This is a genomic window from Pseudomonas sp. p99-361 (assembly GCF_003935475.1).
Lineage (GTDB): Bacteria > Pseudomonadota > Gammaproteobacteria > Pseudomonadales > Pseudomonadaceae > Aquipseudomonas > Aquipseudomonas juntendi.
This window is the reverse complement of sequence record NZ_RHQO01000058.1, coordinates 12,520-29,294: the sequence shown is the minus strand read 5'-3', so window position 1 is coordinate 29,294 and position 16,775 is coordinate 12,520. Positions and strand designations below refer to the sequence as shown.

11 protein-coding genes are annotated in these 16,775 nt (G+C 60.8%); 7 read left to right on the top strand and 4 right to left on the bottom strand.

From position 1 onward, the window contains the following. Positions 1-229: hypothetical protein (locus EGJ22_RS26275; protein WP_125920373.1), on the bottom strand; the 229-nt coding region annotated here is incomplete at its 3' end. Here EGJ22_RS26275 and EGJ22_RS20365 point away from each other — a divergent pair. Together EGJ22_RS20365 and EGJ22_RS20360 are read left to right on the top strand one after the other, a co-directional pair. Next, on the top strand, positions 218-1,414 hold the full coding sequence (locus EGJ22_RS20365; protein ID WP_029887943.1) for an amino acid aminotransferase: 1,197 nt from the start codon (positions 218-220) through the stop codon (positions 1,412-1,414). The two genes, EGJ22_RS26275 and EGJ22_RS20365, sit on opposite strands and share 12 nt — an antisense overlap. A gap of 238 nt (positions 1,415-1,652) precedes the next feature. Continuing rightward, entirely contained in the window at positions 1,653-2,933 is a 1,281-nt protein-coding gene (locus tag EGJ22_RS20360; RefSeq protein ID WP_029887942.1) for a serine/threonine transporter, read from the top strand. Between the two features lie 72 nt (positions 2,934-3,005). Here EGJ22_RS20360 and EGJ22_RS20355 read toward each other — a convergent pair whose 3' ends face one another. From EGJ22_RS20355 to EGJ22_RS20345, 3 genes are read right to left on the bottom strand one after another with little or no spacing between them, the layout of a single operon-like run. After that, positions 3,006-4,193, bottom strand: coding sequence for a Bcr/CflA family efflux MFS transporter (locus EGJ22_RS20355; RefSeq protein ID WP_029887941.1), 1,188 nt, complete (start codon positions 4,191-4,193; stop codon positions 3,006-3,008). Next, a complete protein-coding gene (locus tag EGJ22_RS20350) occupies positions 4,190-5,116 on the bottom strand; it encodes a diiron oxygenase (RefSeq protein WP_158619538.1) in 927 nt (308 codons plus the stop codon). Before EGJ22_RS20350 ends, EGJ22_RS20355 begins: the two co-directional genes overlap by 4 nt. A 10-nt stretch (positions 5,117-5,126) precedes the next feature. Further along, positions 5,127-5,867, bottom strand: a complete 741-nt coding sequence (locus EGJ22_RS20345) for a SagB family peptide dehydrogenase (RefSeq protein ID WP_177432070.1) — start codon at positions 5,865-5,867, stop codon at positions 5,127-5,129. A gap of 845 nt (positions 5,868-6,712) precedes the next feature. Between EGJ22_RS20345 and tpx the strand changes: the two genes are divergently transcribed. The 5 genes from tpx (at position 6,713) to EGJ22_RS20320 (ending at position 16,758) form a co-directional block, all read left to right on the top strand. Next, positions 6,713-7,213 carry a thiol peroxidase gene (gene tpx, locus EGJ22_RS20340; RefSeq protein WP_029887939.1) on the top strand — a complete coding sequence of 167 codons (501 nt, stop codon included), beginning with the start codon at positions 6,713-6,715 and terminating at the stop codon, positions 7,211-7,213. 539 nt (positions 7,214-7,752) lie between these two features. Next, a complete protein-coding gene (locus tag EGJ22_RS20335) occupies positions 7,753-9,072 on the top strand; it encodes an MdtA/MuxA family multidrug efflux RND transporter periplasmic adaptor subunit (protein ID WP_029886912.1) in 1,320 nt (439 codons plus the stop codon). Next, on the top strand, positions 9,069-12,167 hold the full coding sequence (locus EGJ22_RS20330) for an MdtB/MuxB family multidrug efflux RND transporter permease subunit (protein WP_029886913.1): 3,099 nt from the start codon (positions 9,069-9,071) through the stop codon (positions 12,165-12,167). The genes EGJ22_RS20335 and EGJ22_RS20330 overlap by 4 nt, the downstream gene beginning before the upstream one ends. After that, positions 12,164-15,271 (top strand): efflux RND transporter permease subunit, encoded by a 3,108-nt coding sequence (locus tag EGJ22_RS20325; protein WP_009682404.1) that lies wholly within the window; start codon positions 12,164-12,166, stop codon positions 15,269-15,271. Before EGJ22_RS20330 ends, EGJ22_RS20325 begins: the two co-directional genes overlap by 4 nt. Further along, complete coding sequence (locus EGJ22_RS20320; protein WP_029886914.1) at positions 15,268-16,758, top strand: efflux transporter outer membrane subunit; 1,491 nt, start codon at positions 15,268-15,270, stop codon at positions 16,756-16,758. The genes EGJ22_RS20325 and EGJ22_RS20320 overlap by 4 nt, the downstream gene beginning before the upstream one ends. Positions 16,759-16,775: the final 17 nt, after the last annotated feature.

Sequence of the window (16,775 nt, the reverse complement as noted above, 5' to 3'; positions counted from 1 at the left end):
TAACAGGCGCTGCATATCTTCTGACAAACACCTGCCAGCCCTGATGCGATCCCTGTGGCTGGCTTGCCGGCGATGGGACCATCACTGCCAGCATAAAACCCTGGCCATGCAATGTTGCATAGACAACCTTGCACATTAGTGGATGTTCCTGAGCCGTGTGTGCGGGTATGCTCAGGGCTGACTTTTCGTACTGTCCTGATCCAAGGAGCTGCACGCTGTGTTCAAACATGTCGATGCCTATGCCGGCGACCCGATCCTCTCGTTGATGGAAACTTTCAAGGCCGACCCGCGCGCCGACAAGGTCAACCTGAGCATCGGCCTGTATTACGATGAGGCCGGCGTGGTGCCGCAATTGGCGGCGGTGGATGCGGTGGAAAAGCGCATCGCCGGCCAGAACCATGAAGCGTCCCTGTACCTGCCTATGGAAGGCCTGGCCAGCTACCGTCAGGCGATTCAGGCGCTGCTGTTCGGCGCCGATCACCCGGCCGTGACGGGTGGGCGCGTGGCCACGGTGCAGACCGTGGGTGGCTCTGGCGCGTTGAAGGTCGGCGCCGACTTCCTCAAGCGCTACTTCCCGCAGTCGGAAGTCTGGGTCAGCAACCCGACCTGGGACAACCACCGCGCCATCTTCGAGGGTGCCGGCTTCAAGGTGCACACCTACCCGTACTTCGATCAGGCCACTCGCGGCGTCGACTTCGACGGCATGCTGGCCACCCTGCAAGCGCTGCCGGCCAATAGCGTGGTCCTGCTGCACCCGTGCTGCCATAACCCGACCGGTGCCGACCTGGCCCAGAACCAGTGGCAGCAAGTGGTCGAAGTGGTCAAGGCCCGCCAGTTGATCCCGTTCCTCGACATCGCCTACCAGGGCTTTGCCGAGGGCCTGGTCGAGGACGCCTACGCTATCCGCGAAATGGCCCGTGCCGGCGTACCGTGCCTGGTCAGCAACTCGTTCTCGAAAATCTTCTCGCTGTATGGCGAGCGGGTCGGTGGCTTGTCAGTGGTGTGCGACGACGCGGCCACCGCACAGAGCGTGCTGGGCCAGCTCAAGGCCACCGTGCGCCGCAACTATTCCAGCCCGCCCAATTTCGGTGCCCAACTGGTGGCTGGTGTGCTCGGCGATGCCGGCCTGAATGCCCAGTGGGCCGAGGAAGTCGAAGTGATGCGCAAGCGCATTCTGGATATGCGCCAGGCGCTGGTCGATGCCCTGGCCGTGCTGCTTCCAGGCCAGGACTTCCAGTTCTTCCTGCGCCAGCGTGGCATGTTCAGCTACACCGGCTTCAGCGTCGAGCAGGTCCGCCGCCTGCGCGACGAATTTGGCGTGTACCTGATCGATAGCGGCCGCGTGTGCATGTCCGGCCTGCGCCCGGCCAACCTTCAACGCGTAGCCGAGGCGTTTGCTGCCGTGCAGAAGTAACCCTGCATCGGGGTGCTGAGCACCCCGTTCGCGCTGCAAGGCCGCTCCTGCATCCACCGCGCAACACCCGCGATGCCTGCCACTTGTAAAGACAAGTGCAACCGCCCCTCGGAAAAGGGCTTCGCAAGTGCAACCTTTCCGTGCACAATCGCGCCCCTCTTTTCCGGTTGAGTTGGGCGAACGCACTATTTCGCCATTCTCAGCCTGTTGCAGTCTTGCGAGTGGAGCTTCACCCGGAATGAATGAGCAGGCCCCAAGCGTTGAACAACGCTTTGCAGAATCGACCCCCGCCACCCTCGGTAACTGGGCGCGGCACGACACCACCTGGATGCTGGGCCTGTTCGGCACCGCCATCGGTGCTGGCACCCTTTTCCTGCCGATCAACGCCGGCCTTGGCGGCTTCTGGCCGCTGCTGGTCCTGGCCGTGCTGGCATTCCCGATGACCTATTTCGCCCACCGTGGGCTGACCCGTTTCGTGCTTTCCGGGCGCACCGGTGGTGATATCACCGAGGTGGTCAAGGAGCATTTCGGCAGCACTGCGGGCACCTCGATCACCGTGCTGTACTTCTTCGCCATCTTCCCGATCCTGCTGATCTACAGCGTGGCGCTGACCAACACCGTGTCCAGCTTCATCGAGCACCAGTTGCACTTGCAGCCACCGCCACGGGCCATGCTGTCGTTCGTGCTGATTCTTGGCCTGCTGGCCATCGTGCGCTGCGGCGAGCAGGCCACGGTCAAGGTCATGAGCCTGCTGGTGTACCCGTTCATCGTTGCCCTGGCGCTGCTGGGCCTGTACCTGGTGCCACACTGGACTGGCGGTATCCTCGATAGCGCCACCCAGGTGCCACCGGCCTCGGCCTTCCTGCACACCTTGTGGCTGGCCATTCCGGTGATGGTGTTTTCCTTCAACCACTCGCCGATCATTTCGGCCTTCGCCGTGGACCAGAAACGCCGCTACGGCGACCACGCCGATGAGCGCAGCGGGCAGATTCTGCGGCGTGCCCACCTGTTGATGGTGGTGATGGTGCTGTTCTTCGTGTTCAGCTGCGTGCTGACCCTGAGCAGCGCGCAGCTGGCTGAAGCCAAGGCGCAGAACCTGTCGATCCTGTCGTACCTGGCCAACCACTTCAGCAACCCCACCATCGCGTTTGCCGCGCCGCTGATTGCCTTCGTGGCCATCGCCAAGTCGTTCCTCGGCCACTACATCGGTGCCAGTGAAGGCCTCAAGGGCATTATCGCCAAGACCGGCGCGCGCCCGGGCGCCAAGGCCCTGGACCGGGTGGTTGCAGGGTTGATGCTGGTAGTGTGCTGGATCGTCGCCACCCTCAACCCGAGCATCCTCGGCATGATCGAATCGCTCGGCGGCCCGATCCTTGCGGTGCTGCTGTTCCTGATGCCGATGTACGCCATCCGCCGTGTACCGTCCATGCGCAAGTACAGCGGCGCGGCGTCCAACGTATTCGTGGTGGTGGTGGGCCTGGTTGCGCTGACTTCGGTGGTGTACGGCCTGCTGGGCTGAGTCACGGCTGGCTATGAAACAAGCCCGGGTTGGCTGGCGCCGCCCGGGTTTTTTGCGCGTGAAATCAGGGTCTCACCTGCATGGGATTTCATCGACCTTGGTGTAAGCAAGTAGCCACCCTCCGCACAAGCTCGCTAGCACGAACAGCAGCCCCAAGCCCCCTGGAAGCGTACGCTCGACGCCTGCTACCACACTGCTTATACCGCCAGCCCCAGCGAACAGGAATGTCGTGTTAAGCGATGCTGCAGCACCCGCTTGACATGGATAGCGTGCCAAGGCCTGCGTCGTCGCGGCCGGGCGCACCAGCGTTGTCCCTGTAGTACATATGAGCACAGCTAGCATAATGCCTGCCACAGATAGCTCCGAAAACCGTTCCCAGATAACAAGGGTTATGCCCCCGGCGCTGATGAGCAGAAAGCCCGCTTTTATTTGAGCCTGTGGGCTAACACGTCGGTTCAGATAGGTTGCAGCCGCTCCCCCGGCGATGTATGCCACCCCGTAGCCAATGAATACAATGGAAAATTGATAGGTCGTCAGCCCCAACCTGCTCATCAGGAGGAGTGGTGCTATCACGATAAAGGAAAAATGGCAGGAGAAGGCGAGACTGGTCTGCAGTGTATAGGCGAGGAAGGTCGTGTCTCGCAGCATTATACGATAACTGGAAATACCGGGCGCTTTGCGTTGCAAGGCAGTTGTACTTGGTAGGAGTACATACGCCAGGAGTGAAACTATAGAAGCGATAATAGCGAAGCTTATAAAGCTTGCCTGCCAGCCAAAGGATTGCTGGAGGAGCGCACCTACCAGCGGTGATATTGAGATGAACAGCCCGCTTGAGCTGGTTAAGAGGATTCGCATGGTATTACGATGTTCATCTCTGTATAGATCCTGCACTAGCGCTTGGCCTAAGACGAGGCTGCCACACCCCAGCGCCTGTAGTAAACGGAATGCCATGAACATTTGATAGGTGGTAGAGCATGCGCAACCAAGCGCCCCTAAAATGGCTAATCCGAGCCCGCCCAGCAACAGACGTTTGCGCCCGATACTATCCGACAGAGGGCCGATGACGAGTTGCGCCATTGCAACGCCGACAGCAAAGAAACTCACCGAGTAGGCTATCTGCTCTGCACCGACCCGAAACCTATCTGCCAGCGTAGGGAATGAGGGTAGGATCACATCCAGCGGAAATACCCCTAGCAGGGATATCAGAACCAGCAATGTCGAGTACAGAGGGTAGCGCAGTTTAGCTGAGTAAGCGATCATGCTACCAATCCGGAAGCTTTAAATAGCAAGAAATAATCTTTGTTGGCTAGCAATTCGGTACGCTCAATAGCTCGCAGCGTCGGTGCGCAAATGTGCATCACTCGCGATGAGCGGTTAGCTAGTACATAGGCGGCGACATCACCCCCCAGGCGAGGCCGAGTTTTGAACAGCTTGTGCAAGAATGGTAGATCGGGCTCGCAGAACGCCATAATAATTGTGGGTAAAATATGGGCCACGTAGTCTCTTTCGATTTTAGAGATTTTCTGCCATAGGCTAGTAAAGCATTCGGAGAAGAAAATTGCGTGACGCCCTTCATCATGTATGTGATCCCTCAGCATATTTGCCACAGGGTCCACAAGCGTATGGCTAGATAATTTAAGAAGCTCGGGGGTGATCAATGTCTCGGATACAAATCCAATGCAGAAGCGGGTTAAGCATTTGAATGTTTTCGGGCTTTTTTCTAGGATGTAGTTTAGTGATTCTAGGCGAGTGGAATTAGTGCGTTCCAAGCTATAATGCTGTGCTGCCTGGTCTGCGATTGTTTTTGAGAAAAGTGCATGATAACCTTCGTCGGCGTAAAGCTTAAGTGCGGCACAGCGTGCTTCTTCTTCAAAATATTTCTGTAGATTGCCAGCGATGATGCAATGCACGGCCTCATTTACATAAGATATCTCTAGTGTTGTTGTGTAGTCCATAAAGTGCACCAGATGGGCTACATGTAAATTCAGTAATTCTTTCTTGGGTAGAGCCTGCACTGAGTCATGGGTTAGAGCAGGGCTGAGTTCGGCAGGAAACCATAAGCTGGGCTCAGTTTGTGCGAAGTCCGCTTTCGTGAATTGATAGGCAAAGGGTCGCGAACGCACAGTGCTGGATGAGTGCCAGTTTCGAAAAAGGATGAGGCTTCGTTGGGTCGCTTTAGTCATGACGAGCACCCTACGAGTCATTATGCAAAAGAAGCTTTAGACAGTCGGGAATGGCGGAGCCATCACTGTGGCCGCATCCGACGAAGAAAAACACCTGTTCATTACCGCTTTCGAGCTTCAAGAGCGGCTCGATCACACACTCGTTCAATGCTCCGGTGAGCCAGGTACTTAGGCCGTTAGCAGTGGCGGTGAGTTGAAATGTTTGAGCTATGTGGCCAATTTCTATAAGTGCCATTCGATAAGCGCGGGAGTGCTTATATTTCCACCACAACTTATCGAGCCTGCAGGTCAGAAATAGTCCTGCAGGGATATCGTTCGCAAAATGTTGCCCAGAAAGCAAGTCGCCCAATCTGGGCGGTAGTTGATTGCGCCAGTGCAATTGATGTGTAGAAGCTTCGTATCGGTAAATGCCAGGCTCCATGCCTTCGACATTTGCGATATACACATAGCCTTCCGTAGCATTTAATCCACCTGCCGATGGACTGCTGCGGCGTTGAGAAAACGGCTCAATGGCTGCTTTTTGATTGTTAGGCGTTCGGTTGTCAATAAAGCCGAGGGTGTATTGCAATATTTGCCCAAGTTGTTCTGAGGAAATTGATGCGCGATGAAAGTTTCTCACGGTGGCGCGTTGCTTGAGAAGCTTCTCGAATTCGCCGTCCGACTTTGAGGTCGACAGTTGGATGCCATTCTCTTTTATTTCGCTAAGTTCTGCGGGAGCGGCTTCACTCAGTGCGGTGATGCAATGCTCCAAGTATTGAGATGCCCAATCATGCTCACTGGTTGGCTGTTGCTCTATTATTATATCTTTCGTCCCATAATGAAATAGGCGAGAGAGGATATCCCCCCCCAATTTTTTTCATCTCTGCTGGGGCTGTTGATAACTTCGCAGTGTTTCAGGTCCTGAAGCACATTGTCATTTGGAACGTAGCAGGGTTGCTCATAAATCACTGATATCAGTTTGTGTGCGTGCTCGGCCGACAACTGGTACTGCTTGTGTTTTTTGAAGTCCCAGAAAATAAGGGCGTTGTTCAAGACGAAAAAAAAGCAGTCTTTATTGACCATGGGTTGTTCCTCAAGCTAAAGCGCAGGCCGGCACTGCGCTTTATTGTCATCGTCTAAGGTTTACTGGCATTTCTTGACCAGGAGGGCGAGATTGGCAAGTTTTGTAGATTCCATCTTGACAGGTTTCATAGTTGAGTCTCCATAAGGGGCCGCTTAATTGCGGCACTTGTGATGGTAGCGCCTCTTTCAAGGTGTACAAGATTTTTGCGTGGGCGAAATTTCCGATAGATTTGTAGGATTATTTACCTTGCTATTTGCAAGTGGGCGATTAGTTGGGCCGGATCGCCTCTACCACAGGCCTTGCGAGCATGTTGGAAACCAAGCTCCTTCCATTGTGCGAGCCTAAACAACAAACATTGTTATCAGGCTTTTAAAGGTGAGCGAGAAGGGTGGTTGCTGTCCTGCGTTAGGGGTATCCGCTTTTATCCACATAAAAAGTCTGGCCATAGAAGAATTTCACCCGCCCCCATAGGCACTAGGCCGCCTTCATGCTTAACTCGGTGTCCTTTTCAAACCCCGCATAAGGATTTCGTCATGGCTCAAGTGACTCTCAAAGGCAACCCGGTCCAGGTCAACGGCAACCTGCCACAGGCCGGCGCCCAGGCTCCGGCTTTTTCCCTGGTGGGTGAAGGCCTGGCTGACAAGTCGCTGAAAGACTACGCCGGCAAGCGCAAGGTGCTGAACATCTTCCCGAGCGTCGACACCCCAACCTGTGCCACTTCGGTGCGCAAGTTCAACGCCCAGGCCAACGATGTAGCCAACACCGTGGTGCTGTGCATCTCCGCCGACCTGCCGTTTGCGCAGGCACGTTTCTGCGGCGCCGAGGGCCTGGAGAACGTGAAGAACCTGTCGACCCTGCGTGGCCGCGAGTTCCTCGAAAACTACGGCGTGGCCATCGCCGATGGCCCGCTGGCTGGCCTGGCCGCCCGCGCCGTGGTGGTGCTGGACGAGAACGATAAAGTGCTGCACAGCGAGCTGGTCGGCGAAATCGCTGAAGAACCGGACTACGAGGCTGCACTGGCGGTACTGAGGTAAGCAGCGCGCCTGTCGCGGAGCGCTTTGATGTTGTGATAGCCCTGTAGGAAAGAGTGCAGCTCTGCTCTGCAGGGTTGTCAGTGCTCGCCGTGGCATCTTTAGCGCTTGTGAGATCGAGCGCCGCCCGCGCGGCGCATCGCGAGCTGCGCTCGCTCCTACGTTTGTTTCGCGCCAATTATGCCTGTGTGATTTGCGCGCGAACGCCTTGGGGCATGGCTCGATATAGCGCCGTGCGAACAAGGCGGTCGCGCGCGCCTGGCCCAGGCAATACTGGCCCGAAACAAACGTAGGAGCGAGCGCAGCTCGCGATGCGCCGCGCGGGTGGCGCTCGGTCTGTGGAACCCCACAGCCCTCAGCGCGCTCCAAGCAATACCCTGTAACGGCCTGGAACACGTTCCGGGCCGTTTTCATTTAAAATTCCGCGTCTTGGCAACGTCAGCCAAAGGTAAACCTCTGGTAAAGGCCCTTTGCTAAAACGATGCCAGTGCTTATCGTTCACCCTCCCCAAGCCGTCATTCCGAACAAGGTTCGTTCAACCCATGCAAGCGTCCAATTCCCGTTCCCCTCGTCGCTGGCTGCTCGGCCTGCTGATCCTGCTGCTGGTGGCTGCGCTGGCCTGGTGGCTGTGGCCTGCAGCAACGCCTGGGCATAAGGACGCCAGCGGCGGGCGTGGTGGCAAAGGCATGGGCATGGGCGGCCGCCCGGGCTTCGGTGGTTCAACCGATCCGGTGCCTGTGCGCGTCGAACCCGTGACCGTGGGTGACTTCCCGCTGTATTACAAGGCGCTGGGTACAGTGACTGCTACCAACACCGTCAACGTGCGCAGCCGCGTGGCAGGCGAGCTGGTCAAAATCCACTTCAAGGAAGGCCAGCAGGTCAAAGCCGGCGACCTGCTCGCCGAAATCGACCCGCGCACCTACCGGATCGCGCTGCAGCAGGCCGAAGGCACGCTGGCACAGAACCAGGCGCAGTTGAAGAACGCCCAGGTCGACCTGGCCCGCTACAAAGGCTTGTACGCCGAAGACAGTATCGCCAAGCAGACCCTCGACACGGCCGAGGCCCAGGTGGCGCAGTTTCAGGGCCTGGTCAAGACCAACCAGGCGCAAGTCAACGATGCCCGGCTGAACCTGGAGTTCACCCAGATCCGCGCCCCGATCAACGGCCGGGTGGGCCTGCGCCAGCTCGATCTGGGGAACCTGGTAGCGGCCAACGACACCAATGCCCTGGTGGTCATCACCCAGACCGAGCCCATCAGCGTTGCCTTCACCTTGCCGGAAACCGAACTGGACACCGTGCTGCAGCGTTACCGCAGCGGCGCCAGCCTGCCGGTCGAGGCCTGGGACCGCAGTGACAGCAAGCTGCAGTCCAAGGGGGTACTGGCCAGTATCGACAACCAGATCGACACCACCACCGGCACCCTGAAATTCAAGGGCCGCTTCGAGAACAAGGACCTGGCCCTGTTCCCCAACCAGTTCGTCAACGTGCGTCTGCTGGCCGACACCCTCAAGCAGGTGGTCATGGCCCCGGCGGCAGCCATTCAGTTCGGTAATGACGGCACGTTCGCCTACGTCGTCAACGACCAGAGCACGGTCAATGTACGCAAGCTCAAGGTCGGTGCCAGTGATGGCGAGCACAGCGTCATCCTCGACGGCCTGAAGGCCGGCGACCGCCTGGTACTGGAAGGTACCGACCGCCTGCGCGAGGGCACCAAGGTCGAGGTGGTCGAAAACAGCTCGCAGGTGCCGACGACCCCAGGCCAGAAACTGCAGGGCCAGGATGCCAAAGGGTCGGAACATGCCGGTGAGGGCCAGCCAGGGCAAGCGCAGCCTGGTGCCGCAGCAGGCAAGGCGGGCGCATGAACCTCTCGCGCCTGTTCATCCTGCGGCCGGTCGCCACCACGCTGAGCATGCTGGCCATCGTGCTGGCCGGCCTGATCGCCTACAAGCTGCTGCCGGTTTCTGCCTTGCCGCAGGTGGACTACCCGACCATCCGCGTCATGACCCTGTACCCCGGCGCCAGCCCGGAGGTCATGACCAGCGCGGTGACCGCGCCGCTGGAGCGCCAGTTCGGCCAGATGCCCGGGCTTGAGCAAATGGCCTCGACCAGCTCCGGCGGCGCATCGGTGCTCACCCTGCGTTTCAACCTGGACATGAACATGGACGTTGCCGAGCAGCAGGTACAGGCCGCGATCAACGCCGCCAGCAACCTGCTGCCCAGCGACCTGCCGGCGCCGCCGGTGTACAACAAGGTCAACCCGGCCGACACGCCGGTACTGACCTTGGCCATTTCCAGCAAGACCATGCCGCTGCCCAAGCTCAACGACCTGGTCGATACCCGGGTGGCGCAGAAGCTTGCGCAGATCAGCGGCGTGGGCATGGTGAGCATCGCCGGGGGCCAGCGCCAGGCGGTGCGGATCAAGGTCAATGTCGATGCCTTGGCGGCCAATGGCCTGAACCTTGAAGATGTCCGCACGCTGATCGGCGCGTCCAACGTCAACCAGCCCAAGGGCAACTTCGACGGGCCCACCCGCGTGTCGATGCTCGACGCCAACGACCAGCTGCGCTCCCCCGAGGAATACGCCAACCTGATCCTGGCCTATAACAACGGTGCGCCGCTGCGCCTGAAGGACGTGGCCGAAATCGTCGACGGTGCCGAGAACGAGCGCCTGGCAGCCTGGGCCAACGAAAACCATGCGGTACTGCTGAACATCCAGCGCCAGCCGGGTGCCAACGTGATCGAAGTGGTAGACCGCATCAAGGCGCTGCTGCCGTCTATCACCGACAACCTGCCTGCGGGCCTGGATGTGTCGGTGCTCACCGATCGTACCCAGACCATCCGTGCCGCGGTCAAGGATGTCCAGCACGAACTGCTGATCGCCATCGTGCTGGTGGTCATGGTCACGTTCGTCTTCCTGCGCCGGGCCAGCGCCACCCTCATTCCGTCCATCGCGGTACCGCTGTCGCTGATCGGCACCTTCGGCGTGATGTACCTGGCCGGCTTCTCGGTCAACAACCTCACGCTGATGGCGCTGACCATCGCCACCGGCTTCGTGGTCGACGACGCCATCGTCATGCTGGAGAACATTTCCCGCCATATCGAAGAGGGCGAAACGCCCATGCAGGCCGCGCTCAAGGGCGCCCGGCAAATTGGCTTCACCCTGATATCGCTGACGTTCTCGCTGATTGCGGTACTGATCCCGCTGCTGTTCATGGCCGACGTGGTCGGCCGCCTGTTCCGCGAGTTCGCCATCACCCTGGCGGTGGCCATCCTGATTTCCCTGGTGGTGTCGCTGACCCTGACGCCAATGATGTGCGCGCGCCTGCTCAAACGTGAACCCAAGGAAGAAGAGCAGGGCCGGTTCTACCGTGCCAGTGGCGCCTGGATCGACTGGCTGATCAAACACTACGGCAGTGCCCTGCAATGGGTGCTCAGGCACCAGCCGCTGACCTTGCTGGTGGCGGTGGCAAGCCTGGTGTTGACGGTGTTCCTCTACATGGTGGTGCCCAAGGGCTTCTTCCCGGTGCAGGACACCGGGGTCATTCAGGGCATCTCCGAAGCGCCGCAGTCCACTTCGTTCGCCGCCATGAGCGAGCGCCAGCAGGCCTTGAGCAAGGTGATCCTGCAGGACCCGGCCGTACAAAGCCTGTCGTCCTATATTGGTGTCGATGGTGACAACGCCACGCTCAACAGCGGCCGCTTGCTGATCAACCTCAAGCCCCACGGCGAACGCGACGTCACGGCCAGTGAAGTGATCAGCCGGCTGCAGCCTCAAGTCGACCGCCTGGTGGGCATTCGCCTGTTCATGCAACCGGTGCAGGACCTGAGCATCGAAGACCGCGTCAGCCGCACCCAGTACCAGTTCAGCCTGTCGTCGCCCGATGCCGACCTGTTGGCGCAATGGAGCGGCACACTGGTGCAGGCGCTGCAGCAGCGCCCCGAGCTGGCCGATGTGGCCAGTGACCTGCAGGATAAAGGCCTGCAGGTGTACCTGGTCATCGACCGCGACATGGCCAGCCGTTTGGGCATCACCGTGTCGCAGGTCACCAACGCCATGTACGACGCGTTTGGCCAGCGGCAGATCTCGACCATCTACACCCAGGCCAGCCAGTACCGCGTGGTGCTGCAAGCCAAAGATGCCGCGGTCATCGGCCCGCAGGCGCTGGAGTCGGTCCACGTCAAGGCTGCCGATGGCGGCCAGGTACGCCTGTCGGCATTGGCGCGCATCGAGCAGCGCCAGGCCCAGTTGGCGATCTCGCACATTGGCCAGTTCCCGGCCGTGACCCTGTCTTTCAACCTGGCCCATGGCGCGTCACTGGGTGAAGCAGTGCAGGTGATCGAGCAGGTACAGCAGGACATCGGCATGCCGCTTGGGGTGCAAACCCGCTTCCAGGGGGCGGCGGAGGCCTTCCAGGCCTCGCTGTCGAGCACCTTGCTGCTGATTCTGGCAGCGGTGGTCACCATGTACATCGTGCTGGGCGTGCTGTACGAGAGCTACATCCACCCGGTGACCATCCTCTCGACGCTGCCGTCGGCGGCCGTCGGCGCCTTGCTGGCCTTGCTCATCAGCGGCAACGACCTGGGCATGATCGCGATCATCGGCATCATCCTGCTGATCGGCATCGTCAAGAAGAACGCGATCATGATGATCGATTTCGCCCTCGAAGCCGAACGCCATCAAGGCATGAGCCCCCGGGACGCCATCTACCAGGCGGCGCTGTTGCGCTTCCGGCCAATCCTGATGACCACCCTGGCGGCGCTGTTCGGGGCCGTGCCACTGATGCTGGCCACAGGCTCCGGCGCCGAGCTGCGACAGCCGCTGGGCCTGGTGATGGTCGGTGGCTTGCTGGTCAGCCAGGTGCTGACGTTGTTCACCACGCCGGTCATCTACCTGTACTTCGACCGCCTGGCGCGCCGCTGGCGCCCGGCCGATAGCGCGAAGCAGGCCGAAGCATGAATCTGTCGGGGCCGTTCATTCGTCGCCCGGTGGCGACGATGCTGCTGAGCCTGGCGATCATGCTGCTGGGTGGGGTCAGCTTCAAGCTGCTGCCGGTTGCGCCACTGCCGGAAATGGATTTCCCGGTGATCGTGGTGTCGGCCAATCTGGCCGGTGCCAGCCCCGAGGTCATGGCCTCTACCGTGGCCACGCCACTGGAGCGCAAGCTGGGCAGCATCGCTGGCGTGACCACCCTGACCAGCAGCTCCAACCAGGGCTCGACGCGGGTGATCATCGGTTTCGAGATAGGCCGTGATATCGACGGTGCGGCGCGTGAAGTGCAGGCGGCCATCAATGCCACCCGCAACCTGCTGCCCAGCGGCATGCGCAGCATGCCTACCTACAAGAAGATCAACCCATCGCAGGCGCCGGTCATGGTGCTTTCGCTGACCTCGGACGTGTTGCAGAAGGGGCAGCTGTACGACCTGGCCGACACCATTCTGGCGCAGAGCCTGGCCCAGGTGTCCGGGGTAGGGGAGGTGCAGATCGGCGGTAGTTCGTTGCCGGCGGTGCGCATTGCCGTCGAACCGCAATTGCTCAACCAGTACGGCCTGTCACTGGATGAAGTGCGCACCGCGGTGGCCAACGCCAACCAGCGCCGGCCCATGGGCTTTGTCGAAGACGCCGAGCGCAACTGGCAGGTGCGCGCCAATGACCAGTTGGAGAAGGCCAAGGACTACGAGCCCATCGTCATTCGCCAGCAGAACGGGACCATTCTGCGTCTGTCCGACGTGGCTGCGATTACCGACGGGGTCGAAAACCGCTACAACAGTGGCTTCTTCAATGACCAGTCGGCAGTGCTGCTGGTGGTCAACCGCCAGGCTGGCGCCAACATCATCGAGACGGTCGGGCAGATCAAGGCGCAGCTGCCGGCCCTGCAGTCGCTGCTGCCCGCCAGCGTGCAACTGAACGTGGCCATGGACCGGTCGCCGGTCATCAATGCCAGCCTCAAGGAGGCCGAGCACACCCTGCTGATCGCGGTGGTGCTGGTGATCCTGGTGGTCTACCTGTTCCTCGGCAGCCTGCGCGCCTCGTTGATCCCCAGCCTGGCGGTGCCGGTATCGCTGGTGGGTACTTTCGCTGTCATGTACCTGTGTGGTTTTTCGCTCAACAACCTGTCATTGATGGCGCTGATCCTTGCCACTGGCCTGGTGGTGGACGATGCCATCGTGGTGCTCGAGAACATTTCCCGGCACATCGAAGACGGCCAGCCGCCCATGAAGGCGGCCTTCCTGGGTGCCAAGGAAGTCGGCTTCACCTTGCTGTCGATGAACGTCTCGCTGGTGGCGGTGTTCGTTTCCATCCTGTTCATGGGCGGCATCGTGCGCAACCTGTTCCAGGAATTTTCCATCACTTTGGCGGCGGCAATCATCGTGTCGCTGGTGGTGTCGTTGACCCTTACGCCGATGCTCTGCGCGCGCTGGCTCAGGCCGCACAACGCCGAGCAGACCCGCCTGCAACGCTGGAGCGACAAGCTCCACCTGCGCATGGTCGACGCCTATGACCGCAGCCTGGGTTGGGCCCTGCGCCACAAGCGCCTGACCCTGTTCAGCCTGCTGGCGACCATTGGCCTGAATATCGCGTTGTACGTGGTGGTGCCCAAGACGCTGATGCCCCAGCAGGACACCGGCCAACTGATGGGCTTTATCCGCGGTGACGATGGCCTGTCGTTCAGCGTGATGCAGCCGAAGATGGAAACCTACCGTCGCGCCTTGCTCGCCGATCCTGCGGTGCAGAGCGTTGCCGGCTTCATCGGCGGCAACAGCGGCACCAACAATGCCATGATACTGGTGCGCCTGAAGCCGATCAGCGAGCGCAAGCTGGACGCGCAAAAAGTGATCGAGCGCCTGCGCAAAGAGATGCCCAAGGTGCCGGGTGGGCGGCTGTTCCTGATGGCCGACCAGGACTTGCAATTGGGGGGCGGCGGGCGTGACCAGACCTCGTCGCAGTACCTGTACACCCTGCAAAGCGGCGACCTGGCGGCGTTGCGCGAGTGGTTCCCGAAGGTGGTGGCGGCACTGCGCGCGCTGCCGCAGCTGACTGCCATCGACGCCCGCGATGGGGGTGGCACCCAGCAGGTGACACTGGTGGTGGACCGCGACCAGGCCAAGCGGCTGGGGATCGACATGGACATGGTCACCACGGTGCTGAACAACGCCTACAGCCAGCGCCAGATTTCCACCATCTACGACAGCCTCAACCAGTACCAGGTGGTGCTGGAAATCAACCCGAAATACGCCTGGGACCCCAGCACCCTCGAACAAGTGCAGGTGATCACAGCTGACGGTGCCCGGGTGCCGTTGTCGACCATCGCCCACTACGAGAATACCCTGGCCAACGACAGGGTCAGCCACGAAGGCCAGTTCGCTGCCGAAGACATCGCCTTCGACATTGCCGAAGGCTATAGCCCCGACCAGGCCCTGGCCGCGGTAGAGCGGGCAGTGGCGACCCTGGGCCTGCCGGAGGGGGTGATCGCCAAGCTCGGCGGCAGCGCCGATGCCTTTGCCAAGACCCAGCAGGGCCAGCCGTTCATGATCCTGGGTGCATTGCTGCTGGTGTACCTGGTGCTGGGTATTCTGTATGAAAGCTACATTCACCCGCTGACCATTCTCTCCACGTTGCCGTCGGCCGGCGTCGGTGCCTTGCTGGCGCTGTACCTGACCGGTGGCGAGTTCAGCCTGATTTCGCTGCTGGGGTTGTTCCTGCTGATTGGCGTGGTGAAGAAGAACGCCATCCTGATGATCGACCTGGCCCTGCAGCTTGAGCGTCATCAGGGCCTGTCTCCGGAGGAGTCGATTCGCCGCGCGTGCCTGCTGCGCCTGCGGCCCATCCTGATGACCACCTTGGCGGCCATCCTCGGTGCCTTGCCGCTGCTGCTGAGCCAGGCCGAAGGCGCCGAAATGCGCCAGCCGCTGGGCCTGACCATCATCGGTGGCCTGGTGTTCAGCCAGATCCTGACCCTTTACACGACGCCGGTGGTCTATCTGTACCTCGACCGCCTGCGCCACCGCTTCAACCGTTGGCGCGGTGTGCGCACCGACGCCGCCATGGAAACCCCGCTATGACATTTGCCCACTCCCCACTGCACCGTGGCCTGCAGGCGTTGACCCGCGGGCGTGGCTCGCGCCTGCTCAGCGCCGGGTTGTGCGTGGTCGTGCTCAGTGCCTGCACCCTGAGCCCGGACTACCAGCGCCCGGCGCTGGACAGCACGGCGGCGCAGTTCAAACACGCCGAGGGCTGGACCCAGGCCACACCGTCCGATGCCATCGCCCGTGGCGCCTGGTGGGAAATCTATGGCGACGCCGGGCTCAATGCGCTGGTCGAGGAACTGAACCGCAGCAACCAGACCGTGGCGCAGTCCGAAGCCCAGTACCGCCAGGCCCAGGCGCTGGTACGCAGCAGCCGTGCGTCGCTGTTCCCCAGCCTTGACCTGAGCGCCAGCAAGAACCGCTCGGCGCAGGGTACTGGCAGCTCCAGCTCCAGCCTGTCCAACAACAGCAGCGGCATACGCGACACCTACAATGCGCAGTTGGGCGTGAGCTGGGAAATCGACCTGTGGGGCAAGTTGCGGGAAACCCTGAGTGCCAACCAGGCCAGTGCCCAAGCCAGCCTCGCCGACCTCGCCTCGATCCGCTTGAGCCAGCAATCGGAACTGGTGCAGAACTACCTGCAACTGCGGGTGATCGACGAGCAGAAGCGCTTGCTCGAGGCGACCGTGGCCGCTTATCAGCGTTCGTTGCGGATGAATGAAAACCAGTACCGCGCCGGCGTTGCCGGCCCCGATGCGGTCGCCCAGGCGCGCACCCAGCTGAAAAGCACCCAGGCTGACCTGATCGACCTGATCTGGCAGCGTGCGCAGTTCGAGAACGCCATTGCGGTGTTGCTGGGCAAGCCTCCGGCCGACTTCAACCTGGCCGACAGCAAGGCTATCCCCGCGCTGCCGCGCATTCCGGTGTCACTGCCTTCGCAATTGCTCGAGCGTCGGCCAGACATTGCTGCGGCCGAGCGCAATGTAATGGCTGCCAACGCCAATATCGGCGTGGCGCGGGCGGCGTACTTCCCGGACCTCAGCCTGAGCATGAATGGGGGGTATTCCAGCAGCAGTTTCAACAACTGGATCGAATTGCCCAACCGCTACTGGTCGGTGGGGCCGCAACTGGCGCTGACCCTGTTCGACGCCGGCAAGCGCAGTGCCGAGGTTGACCGCACCGTGGCGGTGTATGACCAGACTGTTGCGCAGTACCGGCAGACCGTGCTGGACAGCTTCAAGGAAGTGGAAAACCTGCTGGTGCAGTTGAAGGTGTACGGTGATGAAGCCGTGGTGCGCCAGGAGGCGCTGGATGCCGCCCGTGAGTCGCTGCGCCTGACCGAAAACCAGTACCGCGCAGGCTTGATCGGTTACCTGGACGTCGTCAACGTGCAGGCCACGGCGCTGAGTAACGAGCGCAGTGTGCTGAACCTGCTGCAAGGGCGCCTGGTGGCCAGTGTGCAACTGGTGGCCGCGCTAGGCGGTGGCTGGGATGCCGGGCAGGCGTTTGCCGAGCAGGATTGACGGCACCGCCCAGTGCG